Here is a 17257-nt window from a genome sequence, read left to right as displayed (position 1 = left end):
CACTAGATTATTTTGTTTTTCTCTCTACACTGCATTCTTCTTGCCAACTTTAAAAAATTCATATAATCAATACATTAGAAATAAAGCCAACAAAAATAGTGTCAATAAGACACCACAATAACAAAGTCATAATGACACATAAAAGTCATTTTGTAGAAGTTAAGATCAAAACCCTCTACATACTCAATTCAACATAATCAAATCAGTCAACTCCGAATCATTTCAGGCAATTAAAATGATTCATATATCATTTAGTATAAATACTCAAAACACTATTGATATGATGATTGTTTTATATGTAGTATGACTTCTTCAGAGCGACGAGATTCAATTTTTTCGCCTGCTCTGATGTTCATCGAGAACTTAAGTTAGCTCGTAGTCAACTTGTTGTAAGTCTCATTCCACCATGAATTACTACTTCATTAGTGAGGAGAGACCTCCATGCGATATTTAGCATTACTCGCTGCCCTACTTTCATTAGGTACAAATGCATCACCCAATTTTCCTGATTTATCCGATTATCAAAAAATCGACAAGGTATCAGGAACAACGTCACTTTCGCGTAACGTCGGCGTCATCGGAAACCAAGTTATTTTTAAAGATTTTGGCGTTTGGAAATTTGGTCCAAAGCTTCCGGTTACCGGGAGTGGATATACCGATAAGTACGTCTACAACACCGACCGCTTTATTGCTATCGGTTCCAACTCTGAGCACAAAGTTTGGCTGTACGAGCGCGAGAACGCATTCAAACCAAACTGGACGTTATCTAGCACAATCGAATTGCCGGACGACGTTGATCCACAACTTTCTCAATTTGGTGAGTCTGTTTACCTTGATGACCAGCTACTCACAATTTCCGATCCCAAGCAAAGAAGCATTTACATATACCTCAGAAACTCTGGTGAATGGCAACTGGTCGATAAGCTAGACGTCAATAGCTTCCCCGACCCTACTTATCGGTCTTTAGGGTTTACTGTTCGCCGTTATGCGAACGAGTTGTACATCAGCGAATCTTCGGCAGAACGTATCTTCATATTCCGAAGTAGAGATCTTAATACCTGGCACCTAGGTGATGTCATTGAGTCGCCGGATAAGACCCCAACTCAATCCAGTCAGTTTGGTTTCGCCTTTGACGTGAATAAACACTTTTTAGTCGTGAGCAGCTACACAACGTCGTACGTGCATGTCTTCATGAGACGTCATCCCTACGAATCTTGGAGCCTTCAGCAAACGATCAAGCAAGCGGATATCGATACCGAAACAGGGTATTTCGGTCATGACGTGGAGCTAGATCGTACCACCTTCATGATTGGTGATGACGCACTAGGGAAAGTTTATCGTTTCGATATCCAAAAAGGTAAAGAGTTGTCCTGGCAGTTAGCTAACATCTTTCAGACTGGAGACGGGAGCAGCAGGTACGGATCCAGTTTTGGGTTTGAATCAGGCACTCTATTGATTGGCGATATTAGTAATTCACACCTATTTACTCGCCCTACTTCAAAAGTGAATATTGAAGGATATGTGTATTCTCAGAATGGTATTCCTGTTCAAAACGCAGATGTAAGAGGCTACTTCTCCAGCGCTAAAACAGACACAAATGGCGCATACACCATACCTGTTCCAAGAGGTTGGAGTGGCAGCCTTTACGCGGAAAAATTTGCTGGGGCGACTTACAATAGTCAATCCATTGATCTCAATCGAACATATCGAGATGTCACGCTCGAAGACTTAACGATTTCAGAACCGATTATGTTTTCGACCACCATTACGATCTCAGGAAGCTGCCGCGATACTGAAATGTACATAGAGGAAATTCCTAGAGGAGATCAAGACAATGTCTTTAGTCGATTTATTCAATTTGATCTTCGCTATGGCACGAGCAGCACTTTAACACCTATCTCTGAAGTGTGTGACGTTACCCCTTCGCAAATTGAGTATGATTTCGTGGATGAAAATTCCATTTTTAGCATCCGTACTCAAAACAAAGAATAAGTTTTAACTAAGAGCCTTTGAAGCTTTCAAAGGCTCTAATTATCCTCATTTCCCCCATTTTGTTATTCATGCAAAAAACTAATTGAATTACACAAAAATAATGATAGAGTTCACACGTTGGTAGCAACCAGTGCTATCAACCAACTTTTGCTCACTTTACGAGCAATCGTTCCAATGAAGACTGCAGGAGAGTGGTTATTTACCAAATTTTAACATTTGGACAAAATAACCTACCGAAGAAGTAAATCTTTCAGGTGCTGTGAAAACGGCGAGGACTGTAGTTGGAGGAACCTCTGGAGAGAACCGTTAAATCGGTCGCCGAAGGAGCAAGCTCCATACTAATAATGTGTGTAGTGAAACTCTCAGGCAAAAGGACAGAGGAGTGAAAAGAACAACCTAGCTATGATCGCTTTTCTGCCTGTAGCGTTTGTTGAGACTCGTCGTCTCTACCCTTTCACTCTTCTCCTTAGTAATGCTTTATCAATTAAGGGGAAATCATGGATAACCTTCAATCTTTACTTAAAACTATCGACAGCTTTGTCTGGGGTCCACCACTGCTTATCCTGTTAGTGGGAACCGGTGTCTACTTTACTTTTCGCTTAGGCTTACTTCAGTTTCGACACTTACCGACTGCACTGAAAATGGTTTTCAGCAAAGATGATTCCAAAAAACCAGGTGATGTTTCAAGCTTCGCCGCTCTTTGTACCGCGCTTTCTGCCACCATTGGTACAGGCAACATTGTTGGTGTCGCAACCGCAATAAAACTTGGTGGCCCGGGTGCACTGTTCTGGATGTGGCTTGCTGCGCTGTTCGGAATGGCGACCAAATATGCAGAATGCTTATTAGCCGTTAAATACCGCAAGGTAGATGACAAAGGCCAGATGGTTGGTGGACCAATGTACTACCTCCAATATGGGGTGGGTTCTCGTACGCTCGCATCGCTATTCGCCTTCTTCGCTTTGGGTGTTGCCTGCTTCGGTATTGGTACTTTCCCTCAGGTAAACGCGATTCTAGACGCTAGCCAGATCTCTTTTGGCTTGCCGCGAGAAGCATCCGCAGTGGTACTGACGCTACTAGTGGCGTTTGTCACGCTGGGTGGTATTCAGTCAATTGCTAAAGTTGCTGGCAAAGTCGTTCCAACGATGGCGCTGTTCTACGTATTGGCTTGTTTGAGCGTGATTGTCATCAATAGCGATCAACTGTTCAATGCTATCGAGCTGGTTCTGGTGTCTGCTTTCACACAAACGGCGGCAACAGGTGGCTTCCTTGGTGCGAGCATCATGCTAGCCATCCAGTCGGGTATTGCTCGTGGTGTTTTCTCTAACGAATCGGGTCTTGGCAGTGCTCCCATGGCAGCAGCGGCTGCAAAAACCGATTCGTGTGTGAGACAAGGTCTGATTTCGATGACAGGTACCTTCTTCGATACCATCATCATTTGTACGATGACAGGTCTTGCACTGATCCTGACTGGTGCATGGCAAAGTGACTTTGCTGGTGCAGCGATGACGACTCACGCTTTTGCTGTTGGCCTGAATGCCGAAACGCTTGGCCCTATTCTGGTCTCTGTTGGCTTGATCTTCTTCGCCTTCACAACCATTCTGGGTTGGAACTACTATGGTGAGCGCTGTGTCGTATTCTTGTTCGGTACCAAAGCCGTTCTGCCATACAAGGTTATCTTCCTTGCTTTGGTGGCATCAGGTGCTTTCCTACACCTCGATATGATTTGGATTATCGCCGATATCGTTAACGGCTTGATGGCGGTACCTAACCTGATCGGTTTGATCTTGCTCCGTCATGTCGTGATTGAAGAGACAAAAGCGTATTTCTCAGCCGCTGTCGACAACTTAAAGCAACCTCAGATGCAGAGCTAACCAATAAAAACAGCGGCTTAAGCCGCTGTTTTTTACTCTTCCACCATAAGTTTCACACCTAAGCCAACGAGAACCACTCCCGTTGTTGTTTCCATCCGGCGCATAAACTTAGGGCTTTTAAGTAGGTTCTTCGCTGAGTTCAAAGTACCCGCTAAGCCACACTGCCAAATCATGGCAATCACAAAGTGGATAGCTGCCATCAAACTGGACTGCAAAAATGCTGAACCCTCGGGGTTAATAAACTGAGGCAAGAACGCGAGATAGAAAACTGCTGTTTTCGGGTTGAGAATATTTGACAGAAAGCCTTCTCGAAGAGAGCGTTTCATGTCCAGGTTGTGCGTATGAGACTCCATATTCGACAGAGCCATATCTCCTTTCCAAACCTCTCTTAAAGTCGTTGCCCCAAGCCAAATCAGATAAGCAGCACCAACCATCTTTACTGCATTAAACAGTTCTGCCGACTGAGCCAAAATGGCGGAGATACCAATTGCAGAAAACGTCGCGTGGACAAACAGACCTAAACAAATACCTAGACTGGTGGCAACGCCATCTTTCATTCCACCTCGGGAAGAATTGCGTAGCACCAGCGCAGTGTCTAGCCCCGGTGTTAGCGTTAAAATGGTAATGGCGATCAGAAACGCTTCCATATTGTTAATCACATCTACTCCTTTCTATGCCTCTTCTCGAATTCATCGAGGTCATTTGATAACCCTCTTCTATCATCAAAACGTCAGTGAATAAACAACGAGGCGGAATTCTTTTTCGCCATACCAATAACATTTAAATCACTAAATGCTAGAAATAGTGTGATTTAACTGAGACCCCATCCAAAGGATGCAACCGGATAGTGCTTGGTCTGACTACGCGAGGTTGATACACTTTCCTTCTCCTAAATAGTCACGGAAGGCGACCCATGAGCGCATTCGAAAAACTCAAAGCACATTCTAAAAAAATATCTCATTTCAGCCACCTTGCTTCTATTTGTGGTTGGGACCAAGCAGCGGTTATGCCTAGCGGCGGTAACCAAGCTCGCTCTGAAGCCATGGCGGAACTCTCGGTTCATATTCACGGCCTTCATACTCAACCTCAACTGGCAGACTGGTTTGCAGAAGCCGAAGGTGAAGCACTCAACACAGATGACAAGGCGACACTTCGTGAGTTGAAACGCCAGTGGCAGCAAGCCAACCTTCTCCCAGAAGAATTGGTGCAAGCTAAGTCCCTCGCAGGTTCCAAGTGTGAACATGCATGGCGAACACAACGTGGTGACAATGACTGGGTTGGGTTCGAGAAGAACTGGGCTGAGGTAGTGAAACTTTCTCAGGAAGAAGCGCAAATCCGAGCAGAAGCAAACGGACTCACTCCATACGATGCCATGTTGGATATCTACGAGCCCGGCACCAGCTCCGCTTCCCTAGACGCCTTGTTCAGCAATGTGAAAAGCTGGTTGCCAGAACTTATCGATGAAGTGATTGAAAAACAGTCTTCTGAGCAGTTTATTCAACCTGAAGGTAAATTCGCGACAGACAAGCAGAAAGCACTTGGCCTCGAAGTGATGAAGCTACTGCAGTTCGACTTTGAGCATGGTCGTCTGGATGAGAGTGTGCACCCATTCTGTGGCGGTGTACCATCGGATGTACGTATTACGACTCGCTACGACGAAAACGAGTTCGTTCAATCGCTGATGGGTATTGTACACGAAACGGGTCACGCTCGTTATGAACAAGGACTACCAAAACCTCTTGCTGGATTACCTTCTGGTGAAGCTCGCTCTATGGGTATTCACGAGTCACAATCGCTATTTTTTGAAATGCAGGTCGGGCGCAGCGACGCCTTTATCGCTCATCTGGCAGGTTTTGCCGCCAAGCATTTCGATGGCCATAACCCAGCGCTATTCTCGCAGGAAAACTTCCACAAACTATACACCCGCGTGAAAAAAGACTTCATTCGTGTTGATGCCGACGAGCTTACCTACCCTGCTCACGTTATTTTACGCTACGAGATTGAGCGCGACCTGATCAACGGTAAGATCAAACACACTGACGTCCCTGAATTGTGGAATGAAAAAATGCAGGCTTACCTTGGATTGTCGACCAAAGACAACTTCAAGAACGGTTGTATGCAAGACATCCACTGGACCGACGGCGCATTTGGCTACTTCCCATCTTACACATTAGGGGCCATGTATGCCGCGCAGTTTATGGCAGCAATGAAGCAAACAGTTGATGTTGATACAGCCATTCAAGCTGGCGATTTAACGCCAATCTTTAGCTGGCTATCAGACAATATCTGGAGCAAGGGAAGCTTACTCACAACAGATCAGTTAGTGAAGCAAGCAACAGGTGACACTCTCAACGCGCAATTCTTTAAAGATCACCTCAAGAATCGCTATTTAGGCTAAACGCTAAGGCTGGTGAATTCACCAGCCTTTTTCATTTCTCAACCTTCCAAAAGCCTGAAATCCCAGCAACGCCGTGCGCACCGTAGCTTTGTGCATGTTCTACGTTATGGGTACTTTGCCCACCGAGGGCAAAGGTTGGCATGTTCGCCAATTTGGATAGCTCCGCAAAGCGCTGCCAACCAATCGGAGTGGCATCAGGATGAGAGTTCGTCGCTTCCACTGGCGAAATAGTAATGAAATCACACCCTGCTTTATTCGCCAGCTCAATCTCCTGCTCATTGTGACACGATGCCGCCAGATATTGCGCGCCGCTGTGACGAACTGACTGAATCAAAGCCATATCTGAGAGGTCTTTTGAGGTAAGGTGCACGCCATGAAAAGGAGCTACGTCCGTGCCGTCATAGGAAGCAGAATTGACCAACACAATCCCTTTCACGGAGGGGCCAATTGCTTGCTTTAGAAACGATAAACTGTATGACTTGGCTCGTACCTGGCACAAACTGTCAACGCCTTGCAAAACAAGTAATTGCGCCAACTCATCTAGACTCTTCTCATTACGGGTAATGGCGTACTTTGTAGGTAACAACATTGGCGACTCTTTTCTCTTCAACAAATTTTGCGAAACAGCCGAAATGTTACTACTTGTTCGTTTTGGTTTCACTATCATCTGAGTCAGCCACATAAACCTACTCGCAAGTTCAGACAATATCTCAATCAGCTATGTTATTCTCAAAGTCGTTTTGGGTTAGAGTTTGGAGTACTTTATTTATGTCCATCAAAGCGTTGAAAACCTTGCGGGCGATTATTGCCCACGGCAGTTTTTCTGCAGCAGGTGACAAAATAGGTTTAACGCAGGCGGCGGTCAGTACCCAAATGAAACAACTTGAAACGGAACTTGATACCAAGCTGTTTGAGAAGATCGGTCGCAATTTGGTTCTTACTCGTGATGGCGAAAAAGTCATGCAACGAGCGGAGCAAATTTTATCAATGTATGATTCTCTCGGCGACGGTTTAGGTCAAAACGGCCTCTACAGCGGCGAGCTACTGGTAGGGGCAGTATTTAGCGTTCAGGTTGGCGCTCTTGGCCCTGCCCTAGCTTCAATTCGTCGGCAATATCCCAAGCTCTCGATTAAAGTATTTCGAGGTATGTCAGTCGATTTGGCTGAGCGGGTTGAGACCGGAGAATTGGACGCGGTTTTAATTACTGAACCACAACGGAAGATACCGACTGGTTTTAGCTGGACGACCATAGAGCAAGAACCTTTTTACGTTGTGGCTCATAAGGATACAGCCGAAACTTCCGATAGCGATTTACTCAAAAACCACCCATTTATAAAGCTGGACGCGCGAGCTTGGGCTGGCACTATGATTGATAACGAACTCAAACGTAGGAATTTGATCACAGATACTGTGATGGAACTGGATTCCCTCCAAGCGTCGTTGATCATGGTGCAGGAAAAACTGGGAGTTACCGTTATGGCTTTAGGAGAAGCCAGAGCGAACAAGCTAAGAGAAGAATACAAACTCGTTCCATTTGGTGTACCAAGGCTGCACCGCAATATGGGGTTATACCAGAGAGAACATCACAGCAGAAAAGAGCTAGTTCAAGTCTTGCTCGATGAGTTGTTACCCATAAATTAATTTTACGTTTTTGTTAAAAATCCATAATTATTTTTTCGCCTTCTTTCTTTGTACTCTTGAATGAAGAAAGGAGAAAAATATGTCAGTTGCTATCTCGGCCTTACTGCAGGTCATGTTCATCATATTATTGGGTTATTTGATTCGTCGCTTAATGCGTTTTAACGATTCATTCTGGGACGAATTGGCCAAGTTGACCTATTTTCTCCTCACTCCTGCTTTATTAATCTACTCGCTTGGCAACAAGCCATTGGATGATCTGCCATGGTTCAGCATTGCCAGCGTCTTGGTTGTCGTCCTTCTTACCTGCAGTGTTTTACTCATCGTCTGGCAACGCTATGTGCGCTCTGTTGACTCAGCGTCTTTTACGTCAATATTTCAAGGAGGCGTGCGCTTTAATAGTTTTGTGGCGTTGGCCATCGTCTACAACTTGTTTGGGGAGTCTGGCATCGTTGCAGCCGCTATATCGATGTCAGTAATCATCATCACCGTAAACGTGCTGTGTCTTTTGGTGTTTTCTTTTTATGGTCAGGAAGTGAAAAGCTGGAAATCGGTATTTGTTAGCCTATCGCGCAATCCCCTTATTCTTGGTTGCGTGATTGGATTAACGGTTAATCTAAGCCCGCTGTCTCTATCCGATGAAATCAATGTAACCCTTGGTTTGTTAGGCAAATGTGCACTACCGTTAGCGCTGCTTGCCATTGGCGCGGCCCTGAAAACAGACCACAATGAATCATTCAAAGAAATGGTCGTCGTTGCTTCTGTGATGCAGTTGCTTATTAAACCAGCAATGACTTTTGTGTTCGCGCTTTCGCTTGGGCTTGAAGGCATGATACTCGCGATTGTTACCATCATGATGGCAGTTCCCACCGCCCCTTCCGCTTACATTCTTGCAAAACAGCTCGGCGGTAATAGCCTCGCTATGGCATCTATCATTGCTCACCAGACTTTTCTTGCCATCTTTACACTGCCTGTAACGTTTTATATTCTCAGCACTTATGGATAAAGAGTGGTTATTCCTTGAAACTTAGTGGTCGTACCTCTAATGAGAAAGTTTCAACCAAAAGTCGAAGATCACCGAGTTCATTTTCGGTAATGTAGTTAATACATCCCCAAGCCTCGGCTATGTCTGTTCAAAGATGACCCGGTGCGTTCAACATCGTTAAGTGGAGGTTTCTATGCAAGTCAAACTACTTAAACGTCTCATCAAAGACAAAATCTTTGGTAATACTTCTAATACTGCGCGCGGTGTTCAGGTTGCACAAATGGCGGATGCTCGCATGGGCGCCATGTACATGTTAGCGAGTACAGAAATTACTAAAGTTGCCAAAATTTCGAATGCACACTTTTTTAGTGCATTTGTTGTAGGCACCGAACCCTTCACAGACTTCAAAGATGCTGCCATGGGCCTACTCAACAACACTGAGACCATGACTAAGCTCAAAAATAGCAAAGCAGCGAAAAAGATTTCGAAAGCCGCTTCAAAAGTCGCGGAAGTCACCACTTCAATGAAGAATGGTATCAAAGACCTTTTGTCTGATTTTTTCCGCACCTTGCTCAACAAAGTCAGCCATGTTTATGGTGATTTACTGCATGGTCTGGAGTGGCTAGCCGAGGTTGGGAGCTGGCTGATCAGTAAATTTGCCGGTAATTTCGCGGATCTGATTCCTGGTTGGGGGCATGTAAGAAGTGCTTCTTCTCTTTATTCAGCAGTCAAAAAGTCAGTTCTGAAATCGAAAGACCTCATTACTCAAATCTATAAAGGTCGTGGTGTCGAGCTACTGGGCGGCCACCCTAGCATTATATCCAAAGCGTTGGCTCGCCACTCTGCTACTGGCGCTCTGGGTGGCATAAAAAGCGTCGCGCTTAGCGTCGCTGGGATCGCGGGAGCCACTGCGGCCGGTATTGGTTCTATCATCAGCCTTATCGTTGCTGTTTTAGAACGTATTATCAAATTGGTCGACTTTTTTGTTCAGCGCGCCCTACTCGACAAAGTCCTCAAACGTGCCAAAAAAGAATGGCACAATCGCACCGCCAATGGCAGCTTGGTCAGTGATCACAAGATGTTTTCTGAGTGGTTTCAGAATGCGGTGGTGACTACTCCAATTGTTGCCGCACTCGTTATGGGCAGTGGTTTTGTCGGCCACCCAATGAAGTTTGCACAATTGCTTACGCCTAAGTTAGATGCTGTTTCTCAGGGCGAGTATGATAAAGCCGTAGTTTACATTGATAAGCTTAAATCACTCTCGACTAAATACGTTCAGGAGTACGTCGGCAGTTACAAAATTGATTTCTCCAGCACCGATGGCGTGGTTAATGCTCGACTGAATGAACTCAAGGAAGGTAAAGGCATACTGGATGGACACGAATTCGCAGTGAAACCCGCCGCGGTAAAACCAGCAGTCGCCTCCCGCAGTTCATTGGCGAAAAGCAATCTCTCACTCTCACAACTTGCGTCTTTACATGGCATGCCACCATTGGATGTGTGATTGAATGAAAAAGCCAAGGTTTTAACCTTGGCTTTTTCAGTATTAGACCAGCTCTCCGGCACCCTGCCTTGAACGTTCGCTATTCTCGACCAGAAACACAGTCGCGGTCTGCTTTAGTAATTCCCATTCTTCGTCTTCAACGAAAATACCCTCTCGCCATGAGGACTGCTGTGCATCGACGAGCTCCTTAGCGTCAACATACACGTTGTAGCCTTGCGAACTAGCACTGACATCAAAATCACTTACCGCTAATTCAATCGTCATCGAGTGTTCACTTTCTATTGAACCACGGCTCTCCTCTGAGAAATACAGTTCCGGTGCAACTTGGCCTCGATTTAACACGTACAATACATTTTTAGGGCTGGTGCCATTGGTCCAGCGGGCACGACACGCGATACCTTTAGCTGCCAACTTCACTAACTCGCTATACGCCAGCCAACGGTTATGGCACTGCTTAAGCTCAATAGTAATGGTTTTAGACTGGGCCATTTTCTCCAGCGCAAAGTCCAACAAGGCAGGTAAGTGACAAGCCACACTGCTATTGTGCAAATCCACCTCTAGGCTCTCATCAGAACGTTGTGAAATCGACACCGCGCAGTCAGAGTCTAAACCGAGAAAACGACTGGCATTATTAAAGTGACGAACACCATGCAGCCCCGCCATTTGTAAATCGGCCACCATATTGGCAATAACATCCGCTTCACCACACATACGACGTGCGCCTAAGAACGCTTTATTGACTGCTGCAACCAGCTCATTGTGTGACACGATCATAATGCGTTACCCCCTTGAACCTTGTTCGACTGACGACTCTGGATCTCACTTTCGGTTGGCATCAAAGGGAAAATCCAATTATCGTTGTGCTGCTCTGAGCCGATTTCGTCCAGCAAAGGCGCACCTTGAAAAAAGGTCACCCGTACCCAGCGATCTGAGCGGGGATCAAATTTCGTCGCACCAAAGAAAGCCAGCTTACAGCGCAGCAAGTGCATAGGCAGTGCATCTTTACGTAACACGTTCATCTGAATATCGCCCATCTGGCGATGGCCCAAGGTCCAGACTCGACGCGCCACAGAGCGATATTGAGGGTGTTGTAATAGAAACTGAGCCAGTGACATCTCACTCGGCTGCTGAGAGGCTGCGGTAAACAGGCGGTTGACCTGACGACCAATATCGAGCGGCAGCTCTCGGTCTTCACCGGATTCCTCCCCACGAACCCCAAGTCTCGGTTCTTCTTTATCCTGAGAGCGATACCAGAACCAATAGTTGTTTTCTGCCAGCGAGTAATCGGCGTCAATCGCCCAGCGATATTTATCGTTTAACACATTAAGCAAATCACCAACGCTTTTGCCGGTAGCAACAGACAACGTTTCGTCGGTGTTCATTTGCTCTTCAAAACGGTTAACCAGTTCTGGGTAAAGCTCAATCAAACAAGAAGTGACAATCTCTTGAGTTTCCAAACTGTAGGTCGTCAAACCCTCCATCACACTCTGCCAGTTGGGCTGCTGTGAGGTGATGTTCGCCAGATCTTTATGAATCAGAGTCAGCTCAGCAATCGCCTGTTGATTCAACGTATCCTGATGCGGATTGATGGTCACTACCTGATATAAATGTTTGATGGCTTTATTCAATAGCTGACTCAAAGGTTCAAGCATCTCCGAATCGCATGGGCATGCTAGAACCTGCGCTAAAGCACTTTCGCGCGCCGTCATCCATTGATCAACGATACATGGGTGATTAATCAAATAAGGCGCCATACCCAACCCAGTGGCATTGCCGACGCCAAGATAGCGTTGCAGCCCTCGGTCTAGCTCAACTGCATTATTGCCACCTTGCTGACGTGCAAGGTAATGCACCCAATCGAGACTGAACTCACGTAGCAGGTACACAGCACACATCTGTGCACTGAAGGACAGACTGAAGTCCGGATTGTTCTCCAGTAGCTTGAAGTCCGCAATCCCAAACTTACCGTTGCCATACACGGCTGTTGTTCTGAGGATATAACCCACCTGTGCCAGCTCTTCGCCTTGTGGTTGAAGGCCTTTAGCCAGCGCCGAGACAATATGTTCGAACACTCTTACACTTTTATTTGCTCTTGCCAACACCAGCACATTGTTTGGATTGCGCCCTGCTTCCTGAAGCGGAACATTGGCACGCAACTGTTCAAGCAAACTCACATCAACATCACCGTAAACCAAGGCAAATGTGACATCCCACCTTTCCGCGATGACTCTGTCATTGCGCTCTTCGTCTGCAATCTGATCACAAAACACCACGAGATGATAAACATGGTGTGGGGTGTTAAGTCGGTAAATGACATGGCCAAACCCTCGCGGGCAAAGTTGCCAATCATGACGGCTCACCTGCCATTGTTGTCTAGCCATTTTACGAATCAGACTGCGTACAAAACTGATTCGATTTTGGTGCATAGCTCCTAGCCTTTCTGGCGCCATGACCACCTCTGCATTGCGCAGCGATGTTTCAGTGTAAGTAGAACGATGTGCATCCATTTTGCTCACCACCTGTTGTTATTGTAAGAATGGTTGGAGTGTGCGGACAATTTCCGCACACTGTTCACGTTATTAGTCGTTAATAAGTCGTCACTAGTACCCTTGCGCCTTCGCCATCTTGATTGCGATTTGTGGCGCATTCCAAAGTGATGGCAGCAGTATCAATGACACCGGAACCGCAGTAATCACGATAAAAGACTGCAATGCGGAGATTCCGCCTGAACCCAGTGAAATCAGAATCAGCGCCGTCACACCCATGGCGACACCCCAGAATGTACGAACGATGGCATTAGGCTCGGTTTCTCCACTGATCACCACGCTGATGGTGTACGTCATGGAGTCACCGGTTGTAACGATGAAGATCGTCGTCAGGATAAGGAACAACACTGACACCACCATAGGTAACGGTAGTTGTTGAGTGACCGCCAATAGTGCACCTGGCAGGTTGAAACCTTCGAAGGCTTTACTGACACTGCCCGGCTCGGCAATTTCAAATGCCAGACCTGTACCACCAACAATGGTGAACCAGAAACAAGTCGCCAGTGGTGCCACAATGCTAATGGTCGAGATTAACTGGCGGATACTGCGACCGCGAGAAATGCGCGCAATAAAGATCGCCATCATAGGTCCATAGCCAAGGAACCAGCCCCAGAAAAAGACCGTCCACCAGCTAAGCCAGCCTTCATCCCCTCGATAGGTCGCCATTGGGATGAAGTTATCGAGCATGCTGCCCACACCCTGAATGTAGCCGTTAAAGATAAAATTCGTTGGGCCAAATAGCAGAATGTAGATCATCAGAGCGATAGCCAAAATTACGTTGTAACGGCTAAGCATCTGCATTCCACGATTCAGACCACTCAGTGCAGACAAAGTATAAAGTGCGATGGCAAACAGAATAATGATCAGCTGAGTGGTAAAGCCGTCGGGAATATCAAACAATGCGTTTAACGCGTAGCTAACCTGTAGACCTAAGAAGCCAATTGGACCTATCGTCCCTGCAGCAACCGCGATGATGCAGCACGCATCAATGATCGCACCCGTATGACCTTTTAATGCACGTTCACCAAGAACCGGATAGAGAAGAATACGAGGTTTCAGCGGCAGACCTTTATCGTAATGAAGATGCATCACCACAATAGCTGTCAGGCTGCCAACAATGGCCCATGCAAGGAATCCCCAGTGCATAAAGGATTGCGACAGTGAGTTAACGGCTAACTGTTGAGGGTTATCTTGTGGGCCGTAGAGTGGTGGTGGGCTAACGTAATGGGCGATTGGCTCTGCCGCAGCCCAGAACACACCACCACCAGCGAGTAAGGTACAGAAGATGATCGCAGTCCAGCGGAAAGTATCCATTTCGGGTTTGGTTGTGCCACCGAGTATCACCTTACCTGTTCGCCCTGCAGCGAGCCCAAGGCCAATAAGAAAGGTGAGAAGCAGTAGCAACTGCCAGTATGGACCAAACACTTTCACTGACCAGCCAAATCCTGCATTGACCAGATTAGACAGCAGTTCGCCATCATAGAGCGCTAAAGCAACAAACAGAGCGATGAACCCACCGCTATACCAGAAAGCGGGATTGCTCAGCCCAAGCTTGTCAGGCGAATTTTCATTGGCAGACGTATTGCGCTTAGCTTGTGATTTGTCAGATGCCAAGTTCATTGCGGCAGCTTTCATGCTATTGGTTAAATCAGACATATGCTGACTCCAGAAGTTTTTCGGTAGTGGCCATCAGGCCAGCTACACGAGTGTATTCAACGACCCACCTTGTTTTAGTTGTTGTGGTGGGCTGCTCCATGTTTGGGTTAAGGTTTATGAAATAGGCTCAAGTCCTTCTTTCAGAAAGTTAAACCAGTTATCACCCAGTATTTGTCCCGCCTCGGACTCACTGAATCCATGACGAATTAATCCGTTGTAGATGTTCTCCATCCCTTTACTTCCGCTAAACCACGGCAGCGCATCCGGCCAGCCCGAATTGCTTGCAGAGCCTTCGCCATAATCCATCGCCTTAGACCAGCGCCCATTGCGCATCCACTCCAACACTTGTTGTGGTTGGTTGAGGCATAGATCGCTGCCAATACCAAGGTGTTCAACACCGAATAGCTCGGCCGTTTTCGCCACCATCTGGCAGAAGTCTTCTAGTGAACATTGGCTGCCGTTTGGCAAGTGAAATGGGTAGAGGCTGAAGCCAATCAAGCCACCACGCTCGGTCAGCGCTTTAATCACTGTGTTGGATTTGTTACGAAGCGCATCGTGAGCAAAGCTCGGGTTCGCATGGCTAATGCAAATCGGGCGGGAAGAAAGGTCAATCGCTTCCAGCGTCGAACGTTCCGCGCTGTGGGACATATCAATGATCATCCCCACTCGGTTCATTTCTGCGATGGCTTGCTTACCAAAGCGAGTAATGCCCGTATCGTTTGCCTCATAGCACCCGGTCGCAAGCAAACTTTGGTTGTTGTAGGTCAGCTGCATAATCAGCAAACCTTGGCGGCGCATCACCTCAATCAGGCCAATTTCATCGTCAATTGGCGAGCAGTTTTGCGCACCAAAGAAGATACCGACCTTGCCTTGTCGCTTAGCGGTTTCCACATCGGCCATTGAGTAGATGGGCATGATGAGATCGGAGTTTTGTTCAAAACGTAAATTCCACTCAGCAAATCTGCTCAGGGTTTCACGTGCATTTTCGTGATAAACAATGGTCGCATGTACTGCGGTGATTCCACTGGCCTTGAGAGTTTGGAAATACTCTCTGTCCCAGTTGCAGTACTGAAGTCCATCAATGATGATTCGTTGTTGGTACATAACCATTCCTCAATAATTCTTAGAACCGCTCTATGTCGGGCAGCGCAGCGGCTGCCCAATGCAGACTTAGTACGGACGTTGATAGGCCGTTTTCACTACGGTGTAGAACTCTTTGGCATACTGACCCTGCTCGCGAGGACCAAAGCTAGACTCTTTACGGCCACCAAATGGAACGTGGTAGTCTGTCCCTGCGGTTGGTAGGTTGACCATCACACAGCCGGTTTGCGCTTGTTGTTTGAAGATGGCACTCGTGCGCAGGCTTTGCGTCACAATCCCGCCAGTCAGACCAAAGCGAGTATCGTTGGTGACGGCAATCGCTTCATCCAAGTCAGCAACTCGAATCACGCTCGCCATTGGCGCAAACACTTCTTCCTGATTCACTTCCCAGCTGTTTTGCGTGTTGAGGAATAACGTTGGCGACATGTAGTAGCCATCGTGTTTGAGGTTCAAACGCTCGCCACCAAACGCAAGTTCAGCACCACTTTGACGCGCTTTTTCAATCCACTCGAAGTTTGCCTCTAGCTGATTGCCATCGACGACAGGGCCCATAAAGATGCCTTCTTCCAACGCATGGCCTACCTTAAGTTCGCTCATGCGTTTGATCAGCGCTTCTACGTAAGCGTCATGGATCCCGTCCATCACCACTAAACGTGAAGAGGCTGTACACTTCTGACCCGCACCGGAGAATGAACCCGCGATGGTTGCTTCAACTGCAATTTGAATGTCTGCATCATCGGCAACAACTAGGGCGTTTTTGCTGCCCATTTCAAGCTGGCAGCGAACAAAGTTTGGTGCTGTTGCCGCCGCCACTTTGCGCCCTGTATCGACGGAGCCAGTAAAGCTCACACCATTCACGTCTGTTGAATTAATCAGTGTGTTACCAACTTGAGAACCGCTACCCAATACCAAGTTAAATGTGCCTGCTGGCAACCCTTGGCGATGAATAATTTCAGTCAGTGCAACGGCACTGGCTGGCGTCAAGTTGGCAGGTTTCCAAACAACGCTGTTACCAAACGCCAGCGCTGGCGCTATCTTCCAAGCAGCGGTTGCAGTCGGGAAGTTCCAAGGAGAAATAATGGCGATAACGCCTACGGCTTCGCGAGTCACTTCAACAGAGACCCCTGGACGGACGGAGGCAGCGTTATCGCCAATCTGACGCAACACTTCAGCAGCGAAATATTGGAAGAACTGGCCTGCACGGTAGATTTCACCGCGACCTTCAGCAAACGGCTTGCCTTCTTCACTCGATAGTAGCTTTCCTAGCTCATCGCAACGGGCAATCAGTTCATCACCAATCGCTTGCAGTACCGCCTGCTTGCGCTCGATGGGTGTTTTTTCCCACTCAGGTTGAGCCTGCTTGGCCGCCTGAATAGCTTGTTGAACCTGAGCTTCACTTGCCTGAGCAAAATCACCCAGATTCTCGCTGATGTCGGATGGGTTAATGTTGGCAACGGTATTGATGCCTGATTGCCATTCGCCGCCAATGTAGAGCGATTTTTCGGCCTGAACGTTGTTTAATGATGTCATGATTGCTTCCTTTGTTCTTGCTGACGGCTTTACTCG

At 47.0% G+C, this 17257-nt stretch carries 13 protein-coding genes and 1 riboswitch; of the genes, 6 read left to right on the top strand and 7 right to left on the bottom strand.

The features are described 5' to 3' along the window. Positions 1-441: 441 nt before the first annotated feature. A complete protein-coding gene (locus QMA41_RS00595; protein WP_281628550.1) occupies positions 442-1992 on the top strand; it encodes a carboxypeptidase-like regulatory domain-containing protein in 1551 nt (516 codons plus the stop codon). Positions 1993-2275: 283 nt separating this feature from the next. Continuing rightward, positions 2276-2380: riboswitch (glycine riboswitch) on the top strand. A 109-nt stretch (positions 2381-2489) separates the two neighbouring features. Next, a complete protein-coding gene (locus QMA41_RS00590; RefSeq protein WP_281628549.1) occupies positions 2490-3863 on the top strand; it encodes a sodium:alanine symporter family protein in 1374 nt (457 codons plus the stop codon). A 32-nt stretch (positions 3864-3895) separates the two neighbouring features. Here QMA41_RS00590 and QMA41_RS00585 read toward each other — a convergent pair whose 3' ends face one another. Then, positions 3896-4510: a LysE family translocator gene (locus tag QMA41_RS00585; RefSeq protein WP_281629149.1), complete on the bottom strand. Its 615-nt coding sequence runs from the start codon at positions 4508-4510 to the stop codon at positions 3896-3898. A 266-nt stretch (positions 4511-4776) separates the two neighbouring features. Here QMA41_RS00585 and QMA41_RS00580 point away from each other — a divergent pair, with 266 nt between their 5' ends. Next, entirely contained in the window at positions 4777-6261 is a 1485-nt protein-coding gene (locus QMA41_RS00580) for a carboxypeptidase M32 (protein WP_281628548.1), read from the top strand. 31 nt (positions 6262-6292) lie between these two features. Here the strand turns inward: QMA41_RS00580 and QMA41_RS00575 are convergent, their stop codons facing one another. Then, the gene (locus QMA41_RS00575) at positions 6293-6850 is read right to left on the bottom strand and encodes a thiamine phosphate synthase (RefSeq protein WP_281628547.1); all 558 of its coding nucleotides are present in this window, start codon (positions 6848-6850) and stop codon (positions 6293-6295) included. Positions 6851-7029: 179 nt separating this feature from the next. On the opposite strand from QMA41_RS00575, the gene QMA41_RS00570 reads away from it, so the two are divergent. The 3 genes from QMA41_RS00570 to QMA41_RS00560 all read left to right on the top strand — a co-directional run bounded on the left by QMA41_RS00570 (position 7030) and on the right by QMA41_RS00560 (position 10388). Further along, a complete protein-coding gene (locus tag QMA41_RS00570; protein ID WP_095572656.1) occupies positions 7030-7902 on the top strand; it encodes a LysR family transcriptional regulator in 873 nt (290 codons plus the stop codon). 79 nt (positions 7903-7981) lie between these two features. Beyond that, positions 7982-8905, top strand: coding sequence for an AEC family transporter (locus QMA41_RS00565; protein WP_281628546.1), 924 nt, complete (start codon positions 7982-7984; stop codon positions 8903-8905). A 172-nt stretch (positions 8906-9077) separates the two neighbouring features. Further along, complete coding sequence (locus tag QMA41_RS00560; RefSeq protein WP_006962597.1) at positions 9078-10388, top strand: hypothetical protein; 1311 nt, start codon at positions 9078-9080, stop codon at positions 10386-10388. A gap of 42 nt (positions 10389-10430) precedes the next feature. On the opposite strand, the gene QMA41_RS00555 is transcribed toward QMA41_RS00560, so the two are convergent. The 5 genes from QMA41_RS00555 to QMA41_RS00535 form a co-directional block, all read right to left on the bottom strand. Continuing rightward, positions 10431-11162 (bottom strand): DUF3726 domain-containing protein, encoded by a 732-nt coding sequence (locus QMA41_RS00555; protein WP_019275076.1) that lies wholly within the window; start codon positions 11160-11162, stop codon positions 10431-10433. Next, positions 11159-12895 carry a hypothetical protein gene (locus tag QMA41_RS00550; RefSeq protein ID WP_281628545.1) on the bottom strand — a complete coding sequence of 579 codons (1737 nt, stop codon included), beginning with the start codon at positions 12893-12895 and terminating at the stop codon, positions 11159-11161. Before QMA41_RS00550 ends, QMA41_RS00555 begins: the two co-directional genes overlap by 4 nt. A gap of 93 nt (positions 12896-12988) precedes the next feature. Next, positions 12989-14590 (bottom strand): BCCT family transporter, encoded by a 1602-nt coding sequence (locus QMA41_RS00545; protein ID WP_281628544.1) that lies wholly within the window; start codon positions 14588-14590, stop codon positions 12989-12991. Positions 14591-14704: 114 nt separating this feature from the next. Further along, a complete protein-coding gene (locus QMA41_RS00540) occupies positions 14705-15694 on the bottom strand; it encodes a membrane dipeptidase (RefSeq protein WP_045984795.1) in 990 nt (329 codons plus the stop codon). A 66-nt stretch (positions 15695-15760) separates the two neighbouring features. Next, positions 15761-17221 carry an aldehyde dehydrogenase family protein gene (locus QMA41_RS00535; RefSeq protein WP_038162947.1) on the bottom strand — a complete coding sequence of 487 codons (1461 nt, stop codon included), beginning with the start codon at positions 17219-17221 and terminating at the stop codon, positions 15761-15763. Positions 17222-17257 lie beyond the last annotated feature (36 nt).

This window comes from Vibrio sp. St2, assembly GCF_947311885.1.
GTDB lineage: Bacteria > Pseudomonadota > Gammaproteobacteria > Enterobacterales > Vibrionaceae > Vibrio > Vibrio coralliilyticus.
Note: the sequence above shows the minus strand (reverse complement) of the source record. Positions and strands in the feature narration are given on the sequence as shown.